Genomic DNA, 14,561 nt, shown 5'->3' on the forward strand with positions numbered 1-14,561 from the left:
TACGTCTATCTTTGCTGACATTTGAATTTTCCCGAACTTCACATTATGCAAAAGGACCTGAGCAATTATAGAAAATCTTACGAAAAAAGCGAGTTGACCGAAGAAGCGATAAAGGAAAATCCGCTGGAACAATTTCAAAAGTGGTTTTATGAACTGGAAGCCTCCGAAGGCGTAGACGAGCCCAACGCCATGACAGTATCTACCATTGGGTTGGACGGGTTTCCGAAGAGCAGGGTTGTTTTGATGAAGAAGTTTACCTTTGAAGGCTTTATTTTCTATACCAACTACCAAAGCGAAAAGGGCAGGGCCATTGCGTCAAATCCATCGGTTTGTTTGTCCTTTTTTTGGCCACATATGGAACGTCAGGTCATCATAAAAGGAAAAGCTGAAAAAATAGCCGAAAATCTTTCCGACGGATATTTTGAATCCCGCCCCCATGGCAGTAAGCTAGGTGCTATTGTTTCCGACCAAAGCGAGGTGGTTCCTTCTCGCGAATATTTGGAAGGCAAGTTGATGGCGCTCGAACAAAAATTTGATGGAGCCGAAGTGCCCAGGCCCGAGTATTGGGGAGGATATTTGGTTCGCCCTATATCCATGGAGTTTTGGCAGGGTCGCCCCAACCGATTGCACGATAGAATACGGTATTCCCTTCAGGAAGATTTTGATTGGAAAATAGAACGACTGGCACCATAAACTCCACAAAAATGAAACAACTTATATTGATGCGACATGGGAAATCCTCATGGGATTACGATGTCTCCGACAAAGACAGACCTTTAAAACAAAGAGGAATCAATGACGCCCATTTGGTTTCCCAAACCTTTGCTTTGCATGCCCCTTCAATAGACTTTATTTATTCAAGTCCTGCCAACCGTGCCTTGCATACCAGTATGATCTTTGTAAGAAATCTGGAATTTGACCTGTCGAGATTCAAGGTCAACGATATGCTTTACGATTTTTCGGGCAATAGTGTGGAGCAATTTGTTCAAAGTTTAAACAACAGTTTGAACACTGTGGCCATCTTTGGCCATAATTATGCCTTAACATCACTTGCAAATACTTGGGGAGATCAGTATATTGAGAACGTTCCCACAGCTGGACTTGTACACATTACATTTGGTGTGGACGATTGGTCCAAAATATCCGAGGGAACCACAAAGCAAATGGTCTTTCCAAAACACTTGAAAAAATAGATGGTAAAAACAAAGAACGAATATATAAACAGGGAAATCAGTTGGCTTCACTTTAACGCCAGGGTACTGCAAGAAAGTAAAGATCATAGGGTGCCACTGATCGACAGATTACGGTTTTTAGGGATTTTCAGTAACAACTTGGATGAATTTTTTAAGGTGCGCTATGCCACGGTAAAACGTATTGTAGATGCCGGAAAAACGGGTAAAAGTGTCTTGGGCGGAGAAAGGGCAAAAGACCTTTTGGAAGAAATCACCAAAATTGTGATCAACCAGCAAACGCGCAGTCTTGAAATTTTCAAGCAAATTGACAGGGAACTACGTGAGGAAAATATTTTCATTATAAGGGAGACCGAAGTCAATGAGAGTCAGGCTGAGTTTATTCGGGATTATTTCTTTAAAAAGGTGAATCAGGAGTTGATGACCATCATCTTGAACGACCTTACGGAGTTTCCACTTTTAAAGGATACCGCTGCTTATTTGGCCGTTAAGGTGGTTATGAAGAACGGTTCGGGCAAAGGGAAACACAATAGATATGCTTTGATCGAAATCCCCAAGGGAATCGACCGTTTTGTGGTATTGCCGAAAGAGGGAGATAAAAACTACGTTATCATATTGGATGATTTGATACGTTTTTGTTTGGATAGCGTGTTTACCATGTTCGAGTTTGAATCCATATCCGCACATATGATCAAGATCACCCGGGATGCAGAACTGGATATCGACAATGATTTGAGCAAAAGCTTTATTGAAAAGATTTCTACCAGCGTAGAGCACCGAAAAATAAGTGATCCCGTACGTTTTGTGTATGACAAGAGCATAGACAAGGATACGCTCCAGTTCTTGAAAGAAAAAATGGACATTATGGACACGGATAGTGTGATACCGGGTGGCCGTTACCACAACCGTAGGGATTATATGGGCTTTCCCAGTTTGGGACGACAAGACCTTATGTATGACAGGATAGAACCTCTACCGGTAAAAGGTTTGAGCATGAAGGGTAGTTTGTTGGATATGATCGCCCACAAGAATTATATGATCTACGCTCCGTACCATACTTTTAGCTATGTGACCAAATTTTTAAGGGAGGCGGCACTGGACCCGCAGGTGCGCAGCATAAAAATCACCATATACCGATTGGCCAGTGACAGTCAGATTGCAAATGCTTTGGTCAATGCGGTTAAAAATGGAAAACAGGTGACCGTCCAAATAGAATTACAGGCACGGTTTGATGAGCAGAACAATATTGAATACGCCAACTTTTTGCAAGATGAAGGCGTAAAATTGATCTTTGGCGTACCCGGACTAAAAGTCCACAGCAAAATTTGTTTGATCGAGCGGGAAGAAGCTGAAGGCATCAAAAGATACGGTTTTATCAGTACCGGTAACTTTAACGAGTCGACCGCAAAAATTTATACCGATTATACCTTGTTTACGGCCCATCAAGGTATCTTAAAGGATATGAACAAAGTGTTCGGCTTCTTCGAGACCAATTATAAAATCAATAAATACAAGCACCTTATTGTATCTCCCCATTACACCAAGTCATCTTTTATGAAGATGATCGATAAGGAAATTGCCTTTGCCAAGGCAGGAAAGGAGGCCTATATCAAAATAAAGATGAATAGCCTTACTTCATACAAGATGGTGGACAAACTATATGAAGCCAGTAGAGCAGGGGTTAAGATACAGATGATTGTGAGGGGAATTTGTTGTCTCATTCCAGGTGTAGAAGGCATGAGCGAAAATATTGAAGCCATAAGTGTGGTGGACAAGTTTCTGGAACACCCCAGATTGTTCATTTTTGGAAATGATGGCGACCCAAAAATCTATATTTCTTCAGCTGATTGGATGACCCGTAACCTCGACTTTAGGGTAGAGGTGGGATGCCCCATTTACGACCCGGATATTAGACAGGAACTGTTGGATACGTTTGAGATTTCTTGGGAAGACAATTCCAAAGCACGTGTGTTCTCGGCCAAACAGGACAATGCTTATAGAAAACGTGCCAAAGGGGAAGTTGAACTACGTTCGCAGGTTGAAATGTACAACTATTACAAAAAGAAATTGGAAACCTAACCGTGCATGGTTTCCTTTTTGCCGAGGTCTTTCATTAATTGGGCCTCGTATTCCAAAAGGTCTTCCCATTTTTTGTCTACTTCCTCTTTTTTGCCGTATTTACGGGCAAACTTGAGGAACATAGTGTAATGGTTGGCTTCGCTGACCATAAGATTTCGGTAAAACTCGGACAACTGCTCGTCGGCTATTTCTTCCGAAAGCAACCGAAAGCGTTCACAGCTTCTTGCCTCTATAAGGGCTGCATATAAAAGTTTGTGGACCAAATGGGTTTCACGACTTCCTCCTTTTGGGAAGAATTTCATCAACTCGATAACATATTCATCTTTGCGCTCTCTGCCCAAGACCCAACCACGTTTTAGAATTTTATCGTGTACCATGTTAAAATGACCCATTTCTTCACGGGCAAGAGCAGTCATTTCCTTCACTAATTCCGACTTTTCCGGAAAACCGATAATCAACGAAATAGCAGTACTGGCTGCTTTTTGCTCACAATACGCATGATCTGTCAAAATTTCTTCAATGTTCTTTTCTACAATGTTTACCCACCTTGGGTCTGTTGGTAGTTTTAGGCCTAACATGGTTTATCTTTTCCGCAAAGATAATCTGATAGGATTAAATAAATTCGTTGATCACCGCTATATTTGTAAATCAACAGATGTTAGTCTAAACCGTATGGTCAAAACCTCCAATGATTATCTTTCCGATATTCTGAAATTAAATTTAAAGGATTCTGAATTCCAATGGTTGAAAAGTGTCGTGGCACAAATCTCGAAATCCCAAAGCCGAAAGGATTTATACATGGCCTACAGTCTGTGCACTGCTAAAATACAAGATGAGTCCATAACTGATTTTGGTTCCCATGATTTTGAATGGAAAGACTATTTGGAGATTCAAAAGGCGACGACCTTGGAGATTTCCAGAGTTTTTATACTCTCTTCGGTGCTCGAAGCTGGAGAAGGATTTTTGAAACCGGTACAGCAATTGATTCAAGTGGCGGATAAAACGGAATTGGAAACTTTTTTAAAGTATCTCGTTTTTCTTCCAGAACCAAAAGATTTTAAGTTTGCCGCGGTTGAAGCGCTTAGGACCAATATTGCCACGGTTTTTAATGCCATATCCCAGTACAATCCATATCCTTCCGAATATTTTACTTTGTCGGAGTGGAACCAAATGTACCTTAAGGCAGCTTTTATGCAACAAGATTTGAAAAGGATTGTGGAAATAGATAAAATGGCGAATAAGGATTTGGCGCGCATCATTTCCGATTATGCACATGAGAGATGGGCTGCATCAAGAGATGTAGATCCAATGTTTTGGCGACCGGTGTCCAATTTTTTGGAAGGCCATTTAATTGAAGATGTAGAACGTTTGTTCAAAAGTGAAGTTGAAAGGGAACAAAAGGCAGCAACCTTGGTTTGTTTTCACTCCACCTCCGTTGAAGCGAAAAAATTACTTGATACATACCACACCCATCTGCAAAAAGTGGAGCAGGGAGATATAACTTGGAAAAATTTATAATAGCATGGATGATAAATTAATGATAATAGACCCACACGTTCACATGACCTCCAGAACCACGGATGACTATGAAGCTATGGCGGCAGCTGGGGTCGTAGCTCTGATTGAACCATCATTCTGGTTGGGACAACCAAGAACCCAAGTAGGTTCCTTTCAAGACTATTTTAGCAGTCTTGTAGGATGGGAGCCGTTTAGGGCATCACAATTTGGGATACAGCATTACTGCACCATCGGGCTCAATTCAAAAGAGGCCAATAACGTACCCTTGGCCGAAGAGGTAATGGAATTGTTGCCCTTATATCTGCACAAAGAAAATGTGGTGGCCATTGGCGAGATAGGTTACGATGACCAAACCGAGGCAGAAGACCGTTTTTTTAGGGAGCAATTGGAATTGGCCAAAACCTTTAATATGATGGTTCAAGTACATACGCCCCACAGGGATAAAAAGGCAGGTACCATTAAAAGCATGGAAGTTTGTTTGGAGCACGGCTTGGATCCGGGAATGGTAGTGATTGACCATAACAACGAAGAAACGGTTAAGGATGTATTGGATAGAGGATTTACCGCTGCATTCACCATTTACCCAAAAACCAAAATGGGCAACCAACGAATGGTGGAAGTAGTCAAAAAATACGGTAGCGACAATATTATAGTGGATAGCTCTGCCGATTGGGGCGTAAGCGATCCGTTGGCTGTTCCAAAAACAGCAAATTTGATGCTGCAAAACGGAGTTGCTCGTGAAGACGTAGTGAAAACCTGCTACCAGAATGCCTTGGACTTTTTTGGCAGATCGGGAAAAATGAAAGAAGAACACTGGTTGACTCCAGAAGCCATTGATCAACGAAAACTATTCAATGATAATAGTGTGCTTCGAGGTCAGGAGCCAAAGGTAGAGGACAACAAAATCGTTTAATGGGGCCACGTGTAAAGGCATATCTTCAATTATGTAGGCCAGCCAACTTGCCTACCGCTGCAGCCGATATTTTGGCAGGAATATCCATATCGGGTCTATTCGCCGGAATTGGTGCTTTTGAAATACCGGAGGTAGACCTATTTCCATTTTTGATGTTGATATTGGCCTCCGTTTTTCTTTACGCGGGCGGTGTGGTACTTAACGATGTTTTTGATTTAGTGATTGATAAAGTAGAACGCCCCGAAAGGCCAATACCAAGTGGAGTAGTTCCTTTGGGCAAAGCAAGATCATTTGGTTTTGGTTTGCTCGCGGTGGGAATTTACTTTGCTTTTTTGGCCAACAGCAATAGTGGCATTATATCTGTTTTTCTAGCTTTATCCATTTTGTCCTATAACAAATTTGCGAAGCACCATGCCTTTTTGGGACCGCTCAACATGGGTATTTGTAGGGGACTTAACCTTTTGATGGGCATATCCTTGCTGAGTACTATGGAAAACTGGCCTTATGTCCTGGTGCCGATCGTATTCATTTTTGCCGTAACCATGATCAGCAGGGGGGAAGTACACGGAAAGAACAAGGGCAATCTCCTGTTGGCAGGGCTGTTATATGTAGTAGTACTTTCAGGCGTGTTTTATTTGCATCAAGAGTATGCAAATGGCGACCTTTGGTATCTATTGTTTTTGGCACTCTTTGCTTTTATGGTTTTCAAACCTTTGATCAAGGCATATCAAAATAATACACCAGAAAATATAAAGAAGGCTGTAAAATCTGGAGTGCTGTCCATTATATTGCTGGATGCCGCTATGGCTGTTGCACATGCCAATCTGATCATTGGAGTGCTAATGCTTTTACTATTGCCACTATCCGTTTATTTGGCCAAACAATTTGCAGTAACCTAACTTATGAGTAAAAATACACTACCTACGATTCATCAAGAGTTTAAAGTAAGGTATACATATCAATTGCACTTTACCCAGCATTTATTTGCGGTAGAGAATCCTTTGTTCAAAAATGTACTGGCTGAATACCGTCCCAATCACCCTATCAAGTGCCTTTTTGTGGTAGATCAAGGAGTTTTGGACCATCATCCACATCTTGGTAAAGAAATAGAGGAATACTGCAATCATTTCAAGGAGCACATCCAATTCACTAATCTTATCGCTGTTCCTGGAGGGGAGGAAAGCAAAAAAGACCAGTCCAGTGTCGAAAAATGTCTTGAAGCCATCAATGAAAATGCCATTTGCAGACATTCATTTGTAGTAGCTATTGGAGGCGGTGCCGTGGTTGATATGGTTGGTTATGCAGCCACTATTGCACATAGGGGGGTAAAACTTATTCGAATTCCAACCACCGTATTGGCTCAAAATGATGCCGCCGTTGGTGTGAAGAACAGTGTAAATGCTTTTGGCAAGAAAAATTTTTTGGGTACATTCTCGGTTCCCTATGCCATTATCAACGATTTGGAATTTTTGAATACGCTGGAACAAAGAGATTGGGTGGCAGGCATAGCAGAGGCCATTAAAGTAGCCCTGATCAAGGACAAACAATTCTTTGAGTATATCGAATCCAATGCGGAGGCACTGGCCAATCGGGAAATGGAACCAATGGCTTATTTGATTCATCGTTGTGCAGAACTTCATATGGAACATATTGCCGAGGGTGGAGATCCTTTTGAAAGCGGCTCTTCCAGACCTTTGGATTTTGGACATTGGTCGGCCCATAAATTGGAATATATGACGGGGTACAGTCTAAGGCACGGGGAAGCCGTAGCGATAGGTATGGCCATAGATATGGTTTACGCCAGTTTGGTAGGAGTGTTGCAAGATGATTTGGAGCGAGTGCTTACCGTCATCAAAAAAGCAGGATTCAATTTAGAAGTGCCCTTTGAAGGGGATGGGGAAATCAAAGAACTCCTCAACGGAATCGAAGAGTTTCGGGAGCACTTGGGAGGTGAGCTTACCATTCCGCTGATTCCCAAGATAGGAACTAAAACAGATGTCCACAGTATCGACTATTCATTAATGGAAAAAGCAGTGCGAAGCTTTGTTTACAAACCGCAAAACTCTTTATGAGGATCAATGAAAAATATCATCTGACCTATTGCACAAATATCCACGCAGGTGGAGATTGGGAAGAAACATTTACCAGCTTAAAGCAGCATTTACCAAAAATCAAGAATAGCGTTTCGCCCAATGATGCGTTTGGTCTAGGACTCAGACTCAGTAATACGGCCAGTTTGGAACTGGATGACGGACAACTTCAAGACTTCAAACATTGGTTGTCCGAAAATGACTGTTACGTTTTTACGATGAACGGATTTCCCTATGGGAACTTTCACGGGGAACCCGTAAAAGACCAGGTGCACGTGCCCGATTGGACCACTGGCAATCGGCTGGATTATACACTACGGTTGTTCAAACAATTGGATTTTTTAGCGCCCGAAGGTATGGAATGCGGTATTTCTACATCTCCTGTTTCCTACAAGCATTGGTTTGATAGTGATTCTGAAAAGCAACAAGCCTTTGCCAAAGGAGCAGAAAAAATGGTCAAGGTGGCACTGGAACTCTACAAAATTGAAAAAGCATCAGGCAGGTATATGCATTTGGATGTGGAACCGGAACCTGATGGTTTTTTGGAGAACACCCAGGAAGTAATTGATTACTACAAAGATTATTTGGTTCCCGAGGCCATCAAGGCTTTTGAACCGTTTCAATTCAGTATGGAAAAAACGGAGGAGCTACTCAAAAGATATATTACGATATGCTATGATGTATGTCATTTCGCCTTGGCCTACGAAGCCCCAAATGTGACTTTTGAGAAGTTCAAGGCGGCCAATATTAATGTAGGCAAGATTCAGGTAAGTGCGGCCCTTAAAATTATGTACAACAGCGACAAGGAAGAGGAGTTGTGGGACACCTTGGCCCAATTCAACGAGCCTGTGTATTTGCATCAGGTTACGGAAATGGTGAATGGAAAGGTGAAAACATATAACGATTTACCGATTGTTTTGGAAAAAAAAGCACCGTTCAAAGAGTTGCGTTCCCATTTTCATGTCCCCATATTTTTAAAGGATTATGGATTGCTTCAATCCACACAAGATCAGATTGTAAAGGTGTTGGATTATTTGAAGGACAATTTTGTGAGCAATCATATTGAGGTGGAAACCTACACTTGGGATGTTTTGCCCAATGAACTGAAAGTACCGATTACAGAGTCCATTGCAAGAGAGTTGGACTGGATGAAATCAAGATTAAAATGAAGAAGACCGTTGTAATCAACATTGTTGGGCTTACCAATAGATTGATAGGTGATCATACACCATTTATAAAATCATTTCTGGATAAAGGGAAGAACAGCGTAGTGAAGCCTGTTTTGCCTGCAGTAACCTGTTCGGCACAGAGCACCTATCTAACCGGCAAATGGCCAACAGAACACGGTATTGTCGGGAATGGATGGTTCTTTAAGGAAGAATTGGAAGTCAAATTTTGGAGGCAGGGAAATCCCTTGGTGCAGTCCAATAAAATTTGGGACGAGTTGAAAGCGATGCATCCTGATTTTACATGTGCCAATATGTTCTGGTGGTATAATATGTACAGCACTGTAGATTTTAGCGCTACCCCGCGACCCAATTATCTGGCGGACGGCAGAAAAATTCCAGACATTTACACCTATCCGGCCAAGTTACGGGATATGCTTCAAGACAAGTTGGGAACATTTCCATTGTTTAAATTTTGGGGACCCAAGACATCCATAGCATCCAGTAGATGGATAGCCGATGCCACTATGGAAATGGACAAGGAAAACAATCCGACCCTGACCTTGGTGTATTTGCCCCATTTGGATTATAACACGCAACGCTACGGATTGGATTTTGATGTCCTTCAAACGGATTTGAACGAAATTGATATTGTGGTCAAAGATTTGGTCGAGTATTATGAAGCACAAACGGCCAATATTGTTTTGTTGTCCGAATACGGCATCACCAATGTCTCCAACCCTATCCACATTAACCGACATTTACGAAAAGAAGGGTATTTGGGCATTAGAGTAGAGCGAGGGCTGGAACTTTTGGATGCTGGAGCAAGCGATGCTTTTGCGGTTGCCGATCATCAAATAGCGCATATTTACGCGAAAGATTCCGTTGATCGTAATAAACTTTATGAATACCTGAAAACAATTCCAGGGGTAGAACAAGTTATTCCGAAGAGCGAACGGAAAAATCATCACATCGACCATGAGCGAGCGGGCGATTTTGTGCTTGTAGCTGACAAGGATAGCTGGTTCACCTATTATTTTTGGGAAGATGACACCGTGGCGCCCGATTACGCGCGAATGGTGGATATCCACAAAAAACCGGGTTACGATCCTGTTGAAATGTTTACTGACCCTGCGGATAGATTGGTTGTGCCCAAAGTGATGTGGAAACTCTTAAAAAAGAAGCTGGGCTTTAGAACCGTATTGGACATTATTCCCTTAAAGGCCGAATTGGTGCATGGGTCCCACGGAAGAATCCCTGAGGACAAGGAAGATTGGCCTATTCTTGCGACCAACAGTATTGAAAATTTACCGGAGCAGGAACTGTTAGCTACCGAAGTCTATGAAGTGCTTAAAAATCACGTAATTCAATAAATATGGAAACGTTTTTCAAAATTTTTGCTGCTGTTTTTGCGCTTTTGTTCGGTTACGCCATTGTAGTGCAGTTCAACGATCCCGATGCGCTTCAATGGATTCTAATTTATTTGGTAGCAACTGTGGCTTCGGTACTTTTTATCTTTAAAAAGCTGAAAACAAGCATTTATTTTGTACTTACCATTTTCTTTTTGGTGCTGTTTTTCATGTATTGGCCGGAATCTTACGAAGGTGTTCAGCTAGACCAAGGTATGAAGACCGTAAATATTGAAGAGGGGAGGGAGTCTTTGGGATCTTTGATTGCCGCTGTGGTAATGATGGTGTATGGCTTTAGAACTCGTTTCCTGAACAAATCAAAAGTCTAGATCGAACTCTTGGCGGAGCAAATCCAAATTCGGGTTTTTCTCCCGCAACTTCTCATACTTTTCCTCTGGGGTAAAGGCGAACTTTTTTGCCACTTCCTCGTTTACGGTAATGTAGAGTGAAATGGCGTAGTTGTTCAATTTTTGTTTCAGGTAATCAAGCATCAAACTTTGTTCCCGCTCTATTTCCTTTTTCATTGTACCGTTGGGAAGCTCTATCCAAATGGTATTTTCGTTCTTAAGTTTGGGCACATCGCTTTGTAGATTGCTCGCCAATATTTTTCTGCCCTGCTTTTCCAATTGATGTACAAAATCGTCCCAATGCTTTTGCATATCTTTTTCTTCAAAGATATCTTTGGGCAAGTCCTTTTCGTCTATGCCTGGGGATTTTGTGTTCTCGTGTGCCTTCTTAACCTTGATACTCGATAACGAAAGCCCGGAAACCCGTTTTTCCGAAGTCTTGATTTCAATTTTTTTTGGTCGATACGGTTCTTTGGGTTCGCTGACCAGTTCTTTTTTGGTTTCTTTTGACGCTGAAACTTCCGCAACTGCTGTTACCTTTTCTTTCGATGCAGGTTCCTCCGATGCTTGAACGGTCTCTTTCGGCGGGGGCGGAGTACCATTGGTTTGAGCTGGTTGAGTACCACCGTTGGATGTGGTTATTTTTCCTGCAAAATAAGAAGCAGGAATTATGAAATCAGCGTTTTTTTTTTCTCCATCGAATGTGATGGAGGCTAACTTCATAAGGGTGAGTTCAACTAGCAATCGCTGATTTTTACTGGTTTTGTATTTCAGGTCGCAGTCGTTGGCCATATCTATGGCTTTCAGCAAAAATTGTTTGGATGTCTTTTTGGCCTGTTCTTGGTATTGTTTGGTCACGTCTTCACCTACTTCCAAGAGATTTAAGGTATCAGGATGTTGACAGACCATCAAATCCCTAAAATGTGAGGCCAAGCCTGAGATAAAATGATGACCATCGAACCCAAGTGACAGGGTTTTATTGAAAAGCACCAAAAGTTCTGGAATGTTGTTCTCTAGAATCAAGTCCGTGGCTGAGAAATAGATATCGTAATCGAGAACATTGAGGTTTTCCGTTACGGCCTTTCGGGTCAATTCCTTCCCCGAAAAGCTTACCACACGATCAAAGATTGATAAGGCATCACGCATAGCTCCATCTGCCTTTTGCGCAATAATGTGCAAAGCGCTCTCTTCAGCTTCAATTCCTTGCTGCTCTGCAATATGTTTTAGGTATTCCGAGGCATCTTTTACCGTGATGCGCTTAAAGTCAAAAATTTGGCAGCGGGATAGAATGGTCGGGATAATTTTGTGCTTCTCCGTAGTGGCCAAAATAAATATGGCGTGCTTTGGAGGTTCTTCCAAGGTCTTCAAAAATGCATTGAATGCCGATTGGGAAAGCATATGGACCTCATCGATAATATAAACCTTGTACTTTCCGGTCTGTGGTGGTATGCGTACTTGGTCTATCAAACTACGAATGTCATCCACGGAGTTATTGGAGGCGGCATCCAACTCAAAAATATTGAATGCAAAATCCTCATCTTCCCTTTCCGTACCATCTTGATTGATTTTTTTGGCCAAAATACGGGCACAAGTGGTCTTTCCAACACCTCTTGGGCCGCAGAACAACAAGGCTTGTGCCAAGTGGTTGTGTTCAATGGCATTCATCAAAGTATTGGTAATGGACGATTGGCCCACGACATCTTTGAAGGTTTGGGGTCTATATTTTCTAGCTGATACTATAAATGGTTCCAATGCTGGGAAAATAGAATTACTACAAATATAAAAATAGCATTGGGCAAAGTTGACTTGAAACGCACAGTTCCGCCGTTTTTTATTAACAATTGGATTACCTTTGTAGTAGCAGGCCACCTTATCGCTGCAAGTATGGGCAACCTTACTTGAAGAGGAAAGTCCGGACACCGAAGTGCGGCATAGCGGGTAACGCCCGTCCGCCGAGAGGCGAGGACCAGTGCAACAGAAAGCAAGTACAGTTCGGCTGTAGTGAAATCAGGTAAACTCTATGCGGTGAAACGTCATGTAAACCAATGTTTGAGGGCTGCACGCCCGAGTTGGAGGGTAGGCGGTTGGAACACTTGGGCAACCATTTGTCTAGATAAATGATAAGGGTACACAGAATCCGGCTTATGGCCTGCTTTTCTTATCTAGTTAAAGGTTTAAAACCTCCGAAGTATCGTAGCAGGGTCTGCAAACTTGACGGTAGTTAGGTTTAACTGCAGTTACTTTAGTTTCTATAAATTTTATAGATGGTCCCCTCTCCAGTCTCCCTAAGGGGAGAGGTTTCCCTCCTTTAGAGGGATCAAGGGAGGACCTGACGCCAGATGACAAAGAATTTCATTCTTTTCTTTAAAGAGGTCTGAAAAGTCAGTTTTCGTCAACCTGAACTTGTTTCAGGTTCTTGTAATGAAATATGATGAGATTCTGAAATAAATTCAGAATGACGTATTTCAATACTTTTAAGACGGTCTCGATTTATTTTTCTTCAAGTTCAAAAAAACTGAAGATACTGCCACCGTATTTACGTTGCTCCGAAAATTGAGGGTGTTCCGAAAGATTGGTTTGGTCCGAATGTTCAATAATCAGAAGTCCATCTTCCAAGAGCAACGTATTTTCAAAAACCAGATTGGCAATGTTCAAAAATTGTCTGGTCTCAAAATCGTATGGTGGGTCGGCAAAAACAAGGTCAAACTTTTCGGGTGTATTTTTTAGGAACGTGAAAACATCGGATTTAACCGTTTTGATGGTAAAGTCCAATGCTTGTGCGGTTTTGGAAATGTATCGCACACAACCTTGATGAGCATCCACTGCCGTTATTTTTTCCGTACCCCTGGAAGCGAACTCAAAACTGATGTTTCCCGTTCCTGAAAATAGGTCGAGTACTTTGAGTTCATCAAAGTAAAATCGGTTGTTCAGGATGTTGAACAGAGCTTCTTTGGCCATATCCGTAGTGGGGCGAACAGGTAATTTTTTTGGGGCAACAAGTCTTTTGCCCTTGTATTTTCCTGAAATAATACGCATTTATAGCGAGCTTAATATAGAGAAGTCAATGCTCTCATTTTCCAATTGTTCCAAAGGAAAGGACGAAGCGCTGGGAACAAAAACAGATACATTTTTAATGTATTGGTAGCAGAGATCGTAAATGGGGTCTCCCTCTTCAATAGCTCCGAAGAGTTTAAGTTGAGTTTTTTCCAAATCCATCTGTAATTGCTCCAAACTGAATAATAAATAGTACAAAAAGTCCTCTTTGTTCTTGTACTCGAATTGGTTGTAGAAAAGTAATTTTTTATCGGACATCACCATCATCTCCATCTCGCGTTCGGATACTTGCACATAGCAAACTGCTTCTGATAAGGTTCTGTTTTGATTCAACAAAGTGTTGATAAGAACCGTTCCGCTATGCTTGAATTCGAACTCCCCAAAAAGTTCAAAAATATAATTGTTTACATTGGTGTAGGGAATGTAAACATTCATAATTTCTTGGTTCGGAATCTCATCGTAGGCGATAAGATCGTTTGCCATTATTTTGGCGTTGAACTTTAAATAGTTGGGCAGCTCCTCGTTATTGAAAAGTGGCTTGGGAACCAAGGCGAACATATTATTTTTATGGATGACCATTACTTCGGAAAAGTTCCTTCCGATTTCCCCTTGCTGACTTAGCTTTTCTTTTAACTCTTTGAGCATTAAATACGGGGTGAGTTGTGTTTTGAAGCTTACCCTTTCAAAAGCCAGAATCTTGTTGGTAATAGTGTCCAGCACACAAAAAGAAAGTCCATTCAAGCCAGCTTGAATGGACAGTTTCCTATGGGTGCTATTTGTTTTGTTCTGTACTAT

General features: G+C 41.7%; 14 protein-coding genes and 1 other RNA gene. 11 read left to right on the plus strand and 4 right to left on the minus strand.

All coding sequences use genetic code 11. The features are described 5' to 3' along the window. Positions 1-45 precede the first annotated feature (45 nt). The 3 genes from pdxH to ppk1 are packed head-to-tail and all read left to right on the plus strand — an operon-like array spanning position 46 to position 3,269. Positions 46-693: a pyridoxamine 5'-phosphate oxidase gene (gene pdxH / locus J4E06_RS05905; protein ID WP_349523114.1), complete on the plus strand. Its 648-nt coding sequence runs from the start codon at positions 46-48 to the stop codon at positions 691-693. Positions 694-704: 11 nt separating this feature from the next. Then, the gene (locus J4E06_RS05910; protein WP_349523115.1) at positions 705-1,193 is read left to right on the plus strand and encodes a SixA phosphatase family protein; all 489 of its coding nucleotides are present in this window, start codon (positions 705-707) and stop codon (positions 1,191-1,193) included. Further along, positions 1,194-3,269 (plus strand): polyphosphate kinase 1, encoded by a 2,076-nt coding sequence (ppk1, locus tag J4E06_RS05915; protein WP_349523116.1) that lies wholly within the window; start codon positions 1,194-1,196, stop codon positions 3,267-3,269. On the opposite strand, the gene J4E06_RS05920 is transcribed toward ppk1, so the two are convergent. Beyond that, positions 3,266-3,847, minus strand: coding sequence for a MiaE family protein (locus tag J4E06_RS05920; protein ID WP_349523117.1), 582 nt, complete (start codon positions 3,845-3,847; stop codon positions 3,266-3,268). The two genes, ppk1 and J4E06_RS05920, sit on opposite strands and share 4 nt — an antisense overlap. Positions 3,848-3,941: 94 nt before the next feature. On the opposite strand from J4E06_RS05920, the gene J4E06_RS05925 reads away from it, so the two are divergent. From J4E06_RS05925 to J4E06_RS05955, 7 genes are read left to right on the plus strand one after another with little or no spacing between them, the layout of a single operon-like run. Beyond that, positions 3,942-4,787, plus strand: coding sequence for an EboA domain-containing protein (locus J4E06_RS05925; protein ID WP_349523118.1), 846 nt, complete (start codon positions 3,942-3,944; stop codon positions 4,785-4,787). Positions 4,788-4,791: 4 nt separating this feature from the next. Continuing rightward, on the plus strand, positions 4,792-5,700 hold the full coding sequence (locus tag J4E06_RS05930; protein WP_349523119.1) for a TatD family hydrolase: 909 nt from the start codon (positions 4,792-4,794) through the stop codon (positions 5,698-5,700). After that, positions 5,700-6,599, plus strand: coding sequence for a UbiA-like protein EboC (eboC, locus tag J4E06_RS05935; protein ID WP_349523120.1), 900 nt, complete (start codon positions 5,700-5,702; stop codon positions 6,597-6,599). Before J4E06_RS05930 ends, eboC begins: the two co-directional genes overlap by 1 nt. A gap of 3 nt (positions 6,600-6,602) precedes the next feature. Beyond that, positions 6,603-7,772, plus strand: a complete 1,170-nt coding sequence (locus J4E06_RS05940; RefSeq protein WP_349523121.1) for a 3-dehydroquinate synthase — start codon at positions 6,603-6,605, stop codon at positions 7,770-7,772. Then, positions 7,769-8,959, plus strand: coding sequence for a metabolite traffic protein EboE (gene eboE / locus J4E06_RS05945; protein WP_349523122.1), 1,191 nt, complete (start codon positions 7,769-7,771; stop codon positions 8,957-8,959). Before J4E06_RS05940 ends, eboE begins: the two co-directional genes overlap by 4 nt. Beyond that, the gene (locus J4E06_RS05950) at positions 8,956-10,329 is read left to right on the plus strand and encodes an alkaline phosphatase family protein (RefSeq protein ID WP_349523123.1); all 1,374 of its coding nucleotides are present in this window, start codon (positions 8,956-8,958) and stop codon (positions 10,327-10,329) included. Before eboE ends, J4E06_RS05950 begins: the two co-directional genes overlap by 4 nt. 2 nt (positions 10,330-10,331) lie before the next feature. Next, entirely contained in the window at positions 10,332-10,694 is a 363-nt protein-coding gene (locus tag J4E06_RS05955) for a transmembrane 220 family protein (RefSeq protein ID WP_349523124.1), read from the plus strand. Here J4E06_RS05955 and J4E06_RS05960 read toward each other — a convergent pair. Beyond that, complete coding sequence (locus tag J4E06_RS05960; RefSeq protein WP_349523125.1) at positions 10,683-12,464, minus strand: DNA polymerase III subunit gamma/tau; 1,782 nt, start codon at positions 12,462-12,464, stop codon at positions 10,683-10,685. The two genes, J4E06_RS05955 and J4E06_RS05960, sit on opposite strands and share 12 nt — an antisense overlap. 105 nt (positions 12,465-12,569) lie before the next feature. Here J4E06_RS05960 and rnpB point away from each other — a divergent pair. Next, an RNA gene (gene rnpB / locus J4E06_RS05965) (RNase P RNA component class A) lies at positions 12,570-12,872 on the plus strand. Between the two features lie 330 nt (positions 12,873-13,202). Here the strand turns inward: rnpB and rsmD are convergent. Together rsmD and J4E06_RS05975 are read right to left on the minus strand one after the other, a co-directional pair. Next, on the minus strand, positions 13,203-13,748 hold the full coding sequence (rsmD, locus tag J4E06_RS05970) for a 16S rRNA (guanine(966)-N(2))-methyltransferase RsmD (protein ID WP_349523126.1): 546 nt from the start codon (positions 13,746-13,748) through the stop codon (positions 13,203-13,205). Further along, on the minus strand, positions 13,749-14,561 hold the full coding sequence (locus J4E06_RS05975) for a DUF3822 family protein (RefSeq protein ID WP_349523339.1): 813 nt from the start codon (positions 14,559-14,561) through the stop codon (positions 13,749-13,751).

Source organism: Allomuricauda sp. NFXS6 (assembly GCF_040148835.1).
GTDB lineage: Bacteria > Bacteroidota > Bacteroidia > Flavobacteriales > Flavobacteriaceae > Flagellimonas.